The sequence below is a fragment of the Butyrivibrio sp. YAB3001 genome (genome assembly GCF_900112195.1).
Taxonomy (GTDB): Bacteria; Bacillota; Clostridia; order Lachnospirales; family Lachnospiraceae; genus Butyrivibrio.
The window spans coordinates 148,451-155,119 of sequence record NZ_FOKR01000011.1 but is presented as its reverse complement, the minus strand read 5'-3'; the positions used below and the strand labels follow the sequence as shown (position 1 = coordinate 155,119).

12 protein-coding genes are annotated in these 6,669 nt (G+C 40.3%); 1 reads left to right on the top strand and 11 read right to left on the bottom strand.

Annotated features, from left to right (window positions below; all coding sequences use genetic code 11):
• The 4 genes from BM086_RS12920 to BM086_RS12905 form a co-directional block, all read right to left on the bottom strand.
• A partial coding sequence (locus tag BM086_RS12920; protein ID WP_330391598.1) for a radical SAM protein occupies positions 1-416 on the bottom strand: 416 nt, incomplete at its 3' end.
• Positions 392-1,090 (bottom strand): radical SAM mobile pair protein A, encoded by a 699-nt coding sequence (locus BM086_RS12915; RefSeq protein ID WP_013282511.1) that lies wholly within the window; start codon positions 1,088-1,090, stop codon positions 392-394. The genes BM086_RS12915 and BM086_RS12920, both read right to left, overlap by 25 nt.
• Complete coding sequence (locus BM086_RS12910; protein ID WP_442857338.1) at positions 1,087-1,242, bottom strand: hypothetical protein; 156 nt, start codon at positions 1,240-1,242, stop codon at positions 1,087-1,089. Before BM086_RS12910 ends, BM086_RS12915 begins: the two co-directional genes overlap by 4 nt.
• A 166-nt stretch (positions 1,243-1,408) precedes the next feature.
• Positions 1,409-1,762, bottom strand: a complete 354-nt coding sequence (locus BM086_RS12905) for a cupin domain-containing protein (RefSeq protein ID WP_092327297.1) — start codon at positions 1,760-1,762, stop codon at positions 1,409-1,411.
• A 145-nt stretch (positions 1,763-1,907) separates the two neighbouring features.
• On the opposite strand from BM086_RS12905, the gene BM086_RS12900 reads away from it, so the two are divergent.
• Positions 1,908-2,240: a winged helix-turn-helix transcriptional regulator gene (locus BM086_RS12900; protein WP_013282515.1), complete on the top strand. Its 333-nt coding sequence runs from the start codon at positions 1,908-1,910 to the stop codon at positions 2,238-2,240.
• 137 nt (positions 2,241-2,377) lie between these two features.
• Here BM086_RS12900 and BM086_RS21795 read toward each other — a convergent pair whose 3' ends face one another.
• From BM086_RS21795 to BM086_RS12865, 7 genes are all read right to left on the bottom strand, one after another.
• Entirely contained in the window at positions 2,378-2,578 is a 201-nt protein-coding gene (locus BM086_RS21795; RefSeq protein WP_330391597.1) for a hypothetical protein, read from the bottom strand.
• A gap of 57 nt (positions 2,579-2,635) precedes the next feature.
• Complete coding sequence (locus BM086_RS12890; RefSeq protein WP_092327294.1) at positions 2,636-3,073, bottom strand: hypothetical protein; 438 nt, start codon at positions 3,071-3,073, stop codon at positions 2,636-2,638.
• Positions 3,073-3,513 carry a hypothetical protein gene (locus tag BM086_RS12885; protein ID WP_092327291.1) on the bottom strand — a complete coding sequence of 147 codons (441 nt, stop codon included), beginning with the start codon at positions 3,511-3,513 and terminating at the stop codon, positions 3,073-3,075. The genes BM086_RS12890 and BM086_RS12885 overlap by 1 nt, the downstream gene beginning before the upstream one ends.
• A gap of 78 nt (positions 3,514-3,591) precedes the next feature.
• Positions 3,592-4,542, bottom strand: coding sequence for a DUF6017 domain-containing protein (locus BM086_RS12880; RefSeq protein WP_092327288.1), 951 nt, complete (start codon positions 4,540-4,542; stop codon positions 3,592-3,594).
• A 65-nt stretch (positions 4,543-4,607) separates the two neighbouring features.
• Positions 4,608-4,973 (bottom strand): replication initiator protein A, encoded by a 366-nt coding sequence (locus tag BM086_RS12875; RefSeq protein ID WP_026653086.1) that lies wholly within the window; start codon positions 4,971-4,973, stop codon positions 4,608-4,610.
• Position 4,974: 1 nt separating this feature from the next.
• Entirely contained in the window at positions 4,975-5,886 is a 912-nt protein-coding gene (locus BM086_RS12870; protein WP_092327285.1) for a ParB/RepB/Spo0J family partition protein, read from the bottom strand.
• On the bottom strand, positions 5,849-6,661 hold the full coding sequence (locus tag BM086_RS12865; protein ID WP_092327282.1) for a ParA family protein: 813 nt from the start codon (positions 6,659-6,661) through the stop codon (positions 5,849-5,851). Before BM086_RS12865 ends, BM086_RS12870 begins: the two co-directional genes overlap by 38 nt.
• Between the last annotated feature and the right edge of the window lie 8 nt (positions 6,662-6,669).

Here is a 6,669-nt window from a genome sequence, read left to right as displayed (position 1 = left end):
GTAAGTCTGCTATTTTCATTGATCTCTTTTAGCAGATCCAGATCTCTTAGTACAAGGTCTGACTTTGTGCAGATAAGTATGTCCGCACCACTGTCCTTTAGTTCTTCCAGAAGTCTTCTTGTATTTTTATATGTTTCCTCTAGCGGATTATAACCATCCGTAACTGTTCCAATGATCACCTTCTGGCCGGCATACTTCTTTGGATTCTTTATTTCAGGCCAGTCTTTCACATCCATGAAAGTTCCCCATTCCTCCGTATGCCCTGTAAAGCGTTTCATAAAAGATGCGTAGCAGTATTTACAGGCATGGGGACACCCCACATAGGGATTCACCGAATATCCTCCAATAGGAGTATTCGATTTTGTCATTACACTTTTTGTTTCTATATGATTTACTTTGATTTCTGGTTGTTCCATATTCTCTGTTCCTCCAGCACTTTGTTAAAAGCATCCGGCATTTCCTGTATCATTTCTTCTCCCATAATCGGAACAAGATCTTCTTTCCAGAATACAGGAATGTTCAGTTCATGAGCCTGTTCTGTCAATGAATAAACCCACCTGGGATCTGTTTTAACAGTCCTGCTCTTTGCACCTGTCATGGTTCCCACCACAATCCAGTCAATGCCTGTAAGATCAACCTTACCCGGATCATCGAACAAAGGCTCAAAGGTAACATGATATTTTTTTGCCTTCACATTGCTCCGCAGTGCATCAATACGCCATAACTCAGACTTTCTCGTAACTGTAACGCCAAACCATGCATTATCAAGATCTGTTTCAAAAGACAGAAGATCCGGTCGTTTGGTAAGAAAAAGAAACTGGTGCTGAGGATTCTCTGCTATCTTTTTAAAGACTTCCTCTCTCCATTCCTCATGCCAGCCCGAGAGATCGCTCATGCCGGTCAGCAGAAAATTCTGCGGCTTTTTCTTTTCCATCATACGAAGCTTTCCTTGAAAAAACTGTGGTTTTTCAAAATCATCTATGATGTGATAACGCCTCGTATTGTTTCTGGCATAGCAGTACGGACATCCAACAGTGCACCCTATAACAAGATTCATGTTCTGAATCTGATCTTTAATACAAATACTCATTTGTCACTCCATTCCTCAAGGTTTACCCTGATGCGGTTAAGATACTCTTCAAACTGAAGAATCTCTTTATCCGTAAAATCACGATAATAAATATTCCCCATCTCATTTGATACGGAGTCATAAGCTTCTTTAAATAGAATTTTGCTCTCCAACAGAAGTAATCTCCCCGATATCTTCTACCCCCATGATTTTTGCGCAGGCATTTCTGAGTTGGATTCCCGCATATGTTGGATGCAGTTTGCGACACCCTTCTGAATCACACAGCTCGTCACTGCGAGACTCGGCATGGTTATGGAAAAAGCTGGTGTCTTTTGAGGATCAGTACATCACTGCATCCTCTGCAGTGAATCCACCAATTGAACCTGCCTTGACCTGGATACATGCATAGCTTAACTCTGAATCTTCCGCAGCAAGAAACTGTCTCTTTCCTTCAGGTGAAATTCTAACCACATCACCTTTAGCGATTTCAACATCCTCTCCATCAATTACAGCCTTACCCTTTCCGGAAAGAATAAGATAGATTTCCTCATTATTTTTATGTGAGTGTACAAAGGGAACACCTGCTCCTTCAGGAAGATGATTGATACTTATCTCTGCTCCCGTTAAACCAAGAGCATCATGAAGTTCTGTTCTAGGAGCCTCTGTTACGTTTACTTTTTTGAAATTTGACATTTTTGTTTTCCTCCATGTATTTGATATTTGTTTTTGTTTGTTGTATCATCATTTTATCCCTTAGGCAATTTCAAACAAGTACGAAGATTTATAATACATAGTCACATTTTTGATACTATTGCGGAAATACAAGGAGAAAATTTTAATGAAAAGCATTTACGGTCAATGTCCTTATGCCACAACTCAAAGAGTCCTTCAAGGTAAGTGGGCCATAGTTATACTCTTTCAGCTTAGTACAGGAACACAACGTTTTAACGAACTTGAAAGGAATATTCCGGACATCACCAGAGCTATGCTGACCAGACAGTTAAGACAATTGGAAAATGACAAACTGATAACCAGAAAGGTATATGCCGAAGTTCCTCCCAGAGTTGAATATAGTCTTAGCGAAATGGGCGAAAAATTCAGGAAGGTCTTGGATCAGATTGAACTTTTCGGCTTTGAATATATTAAAGAAATAGAAAAAGCTGAAGGTTGAGCCCTCAGCTTTTTCATTATTGTAAACTGTTGTCCATCAAAAGAGCTTCTTTCCATCTGAAAAAGCCTCTCCGACTCTTCCGGACACCTTATAATAACCATGTGTGTAAGGATCAAAGGCGATAGCTTCAAGAGAATCTATATTAACCTTGTCTCCAGACTATTTGCTTCCTCAATAGAGGTTTTTACGACTTTTCCGATAACTCCCATTCCTGTCTCGTCACTCTGATATTCGATAAACTCACACTCCATGGCGATAGGAAGCTCATTGATGATTGGAGCATCTACAAGGTCAGACTTGACTGTAGTAAGTCCGCTCTTTTCAAGATATGTCTTCACAGCTCAGCAGACTCTTCCTCAAGGTTTAGATGACTTCAAAATCGTGTATTGTTGTGATTATCTTCTCCAGAATCTGATATTAAGCAAAATAGTTATAACTGTTCCAATTCCAGTAATTATCAGCCGTGTGTTCATAGGTGTCACATCACTAAGTTCATAGCATAGAAAAGCGACAACCAGACAGCCGATAATACTTCCCAAAATCTTGGCAATAGTAAAACAGTGCTCAAGAACAAGCGTAACAATTACAGTTACTCCATATATAATTAGGCTTGTTTTTGAATCCAATCCCATGTTACGAGTAAGGAATAATGGAATAAAGCCAGCACTGGCAGCATTGAGGATATCAATCCTCATAATGAGAATCCCAACAGCTGAAAGGACCAATGCAAGCGGAATAGCAGCAAGACCTCCCAGAGCGCCGGCAGCACTGCTTGAAACGCTGTCTGATACGCTATCGTGTCTATTAAAGAAAAACTTATCTTCATCCCACATTAATTGTCACCCTTTTTAATCTGATTCAATTTGTTGACATACACTGCAGCCCTGCAATAGAACTTGAGCTGCTCTTCGCCATCTTTTATTGTTGTGGCTCTCTCGACTCCTTTTGCTGTACCCTTCTTGACTGCCTCATTAAACATCTTGCCAAGACGGGCTCTTATCTGAGCCGGTGATTCCTTGATCTTGTACTCTACAAGTACCTCATTCACATCTGCAAAAGTAGGAAGATCTGCCAGAGTGAACTCTTTATCCATCTTCTTGGCTTCCTTGATCATCTCACCAACGGCCACTGTATAGTCATAGGTAGTTCTTTTACCGAAGCGCTCTTCCAGCATCTCGCAGATATAATAATTAACTGTAATGTTCTGTTTCTTGGCTTCCTTCTCAATACGATCATACATATCCTGTGTAAGTGATAGATTTACTCTTGGCATATCTTAATCCTCCTATGAGTGTTGAACAGTTATGTTATATTTTGATTATATGAGTGTTGAACATATATGTCAAATGTTCTACATGGCTCTGCATGCCTGATCATGACTGACCTCGGACTGATAATAGCTACCCATAGTGGTAGGAGCATTGAAAAGTGCTGAAAGAAGATAGTTCTTTATATTCCGCACCTTGGTGGTATTGTCCTTCATGCATCCCATAACATACTCAAGATGCATATGGTTAAGCTTCAAAAACTTGGACTTAACAAGATTTGTAGGATACTCGTTCTTGGAGATCCAAATGCTTGGATTCTGGCAAAGAACAGTCTCAAGTACCAGGTCATAGATGCCTTCAATGATTTCTGTGTCATGAGGATATCTTTCCAACATGGTATCAATACACAAATTTTCCCTGACTATTTCTGCATAGGCATTATACTCATCATTCAAATCGGTTTTCATCGAAGAGATATGATTAGTATTTATTACTCTTTTAGTATTATTAATATTAATATAATTAGGGTCGGATTCTCCGTGGTCTAGAACCGGATTTTCGCTTGGTCTAGAACCCGAAATTCCCGTGGTCTTGACCCCGATATTTCCGGGGTCTGAAAATTCCATATTTGTTCCTGAACTTGGTTTTTCCAAGGTCTGAACATCTTCATTTTCTCTTGAAGCAAAGTTCTTGAGATAGATCTTGGTAGGCTTCCCCTGGCCCTGCTTTTTGCGCTCTATGAGCCCATATTCCTCAAGACTCTTAAAAAGACATCTGATCTTATCTTCCCCACATCCCAGCATTTCTGCGGCTTCCTGCTGTGCAAAGTATATATATGCCCTCTGAAGCTCATCAAACCACTTATTTTTGAGGGATAATGACATTCTATCAAGCATAAGACCGTAAAGAGTCTTAGCAAGCGCGTCAAGCCCGCTAAAATAGGCGTTTGTGAACAAAAGCTTTGGTATTCTGTAAAAGGCAAGCATTTCTGATTCCTGACCGCTGAAATAGTCAAAAATGATTCTTTCGCTCACTCTTTTTTCCTCCCTTCAATGATTTTCTGTGACGTTCCATGGATTTAAGTGGTGCAATTTCTGCACTACCCAATCAGCTGAAATCTACATCTACGATTGAAATTTTTGACGTAGATCTTGCTTGGCTTACCTTTTGCCTGTAACTTATATATAAGACCAAATTCTTCAAGTTCATTCATACAATCAATTATTGTGTGCTTGGAGAAATTAATATCTTCCTGGATCTTACTTAATGGATAAATGATGTAGACTCTGTTATCATCATCAAACCAATTATGTTTCTTAGCTTCGCCCATGCGGTCCAAAAGAACTGCATAAAGCATTTTGGCCGAAGCCGACAGGGAAGAAAAGCTCTTCCCTGTAAGCAGCTCCCTTGGTATCTCTACAGAAGCAAATTGCTGTGCCTGAGTGTTGTAAAAATAGTCCATCATGTTATTGTTCCTCACTTTCCTGCGATGCCTTCCATTGCTCTAAGAGACTTACGATAACTCTTTCAATCTCAGACTGTGAATAATAAGCAGGGAAGTACTTGTTGAGCTTACGTTCTGTGATAAGGATCTTCTTCCTGGTCTGTGGCGTGGATCTCTTTTGGATAAGGATGTCTATCATCTGTTCCTGTGTAAGAGAGTCATCATCACGATATTGGCGAAGGTCCATGAGCTGTTCCTGTTTGATCATGCCGTTTTCGTGGATGTATTCCCATATCCACTGTTGATAGGTGTCATTGAAGTATGATATTTCCTGTGCTACAGCAAGAGCCAATCTACCAGCGTCAACCATATCCAAAAGCTTTGGGATAAGATATGTAAGCCTAATATATCTATGAATCTGTGAGTGTTTTAGTCCTACTGTCTCACCAACCGACTCTGCCGAATGGAACTTTGTCCGCTCAGTGGACAAAGTTAAATCTGAACGGCTACCTCTATGATTCATGGCATCCATCTTCATTTTGAGTGAAAAAGCTCTTTCGCTTGGTAGAATCTCTTCTCTTTGCATGTTAGAGTCAACCATGGCGATTGTCGCATCATCATTGGTCATTTCCTTGATGATTGCAGGAATCTTGCGAAGTCCAGCTCTTTTAGCCGCGTGAAGTCTTCTATGACCGGAAATCATCTCGTAAGTTCCTTCATCATCAGGTCTTACTAGAACAGGAGTAAGCACTCCGCTTTCCTTGATGCTTTCAACAAGTTCTTCCATCTTTTCATCATCAACGACCCTGAAAGGATGGTTTTCAAAAGGATAGATAGTCATTACATCAAGATCTACAGTCCCCTCGGTGCTTGGAACACCGAGGAGCTCATCTATACTAGATAGCTTTACTTTCTGACCAACTCTTTGTGTCATTGTTCATAACCTCCCTGATAAATGATGTGTAAGCAAATGCTGCTTTTCCTTTTGGATCGTACTGATACAAGCTGCTTCCTGAAGCACTTATTTCTGCAGCTCTTACTGAAAGAGGGATCTCAGTTTCAAAAACATTTATGCTTGAGGAATAAGCTTCGTAAATCTGAGCCGCTATATCTTTGGCATAATTGGTTCTGTTATCAACCATAGTAATGAGAATTCCCTCTATCTCGAGTTTTGGATTAAGCTGACGTTTAACTCTTCCTATGGTCTTTATAAGCTGCTGAAGGCCCTTTACAGGAAGATATGCTGCCTGGCACGGAATAATTACTGAATCTGCACAGGCAAGTGCGTTAATCGTCATCATTCCAAGGGATGGCATACAGTCAATAATCACAAAATCATAAATATTTCTGGCGTTATCCACATATTCTCTGAGGATTGTTTCCCTGCTGATAACTCCGGTCATGCTTATTTCCAAGCTTGAGAGCTCAATATTTCCCGGCATCAGATCAACACCTTCTGCATGGTGGATAATTCCTTTTGATACATCCACAGGCTCATCATTGATAATATTTACAAGTGCTGTGGCAAGAGAATAATCAAGTCTGTCCGGTTCATCACATCCAAGACTTATTGACATGCTGCCCTGAGGATCCGCATCTATCATGAGTACCTTGTAACCTTCCCTGGCAAGTCCAATACCAAGATTCACACTTGTTACTGTCTTCCCTACCCCGCCTTTTTGGTTTGCAACTGCTATAACTTTAGACATCTCTTTTC

What these genes read in the sequence shown, in the direction of transcription:
- BM086_RS12900 (WP_013282515.1), top strand. Translation starts at nt 1,908, where the DNA reads ATGAAAAGCATTTACGGTCAATGTCCTTATGCCACAACTCAAAGAGTC.
- BM086_RS12905 (WP_092327297.1), bottom strand. Translation starts at nt 1,762, where the DNA reads ATGTCAAATTTCAAAAAAGTAAACGTAACAGAGGCTCCTAGAACAGAA.
- BM086_RS12890 (WP_092327294.1), bottom strand. Translation starts at nt 3,073, where the DNA reads ATGTGGGATGAAGATAAGTTTTTCTTTAATAGACACGATAGCGTATCA.
- BM086_RS12870 (WP_092327285.1), bottom strand. Translation starts at nt 5,886, where the DNA reads ATGACACAAAGAGTTGGTCAGAAAGTAAAGCTATCTAGTATAGATGAG.
- BM086_RS12875 (WP_026653086.1), bottom strand. Translation starts at nt 4,973, where the DNA reads ATGATGGACTATTTTTACAACACTCAGGCACAGCAATTTGCTTCTGTA.
- BM086_RS12885 (WP_092327291.1), bottom strand. Translation starts at nt 3,513, where the DNA reads ATGCCAAGAGTAAATCTATCACTTACACAGGATATGTATGATCGTATT.
- BM086_RS12915 (WP_013282511.1), bottom strand. Translation starts at nt 1,090, where the DNA reads ATGAGTATTTGTATTAAAGATCAGATTCAGAACATGAATCTTGTTATA.
- BM086_RS12865 (WP_092327282.1), bottom strand. Translation starts at nt 6,661, where the DNA reads ATGTCTAAAGTTATAGCAGTTGCAAACCAAAAAGGCGGGGTAGGGAAG.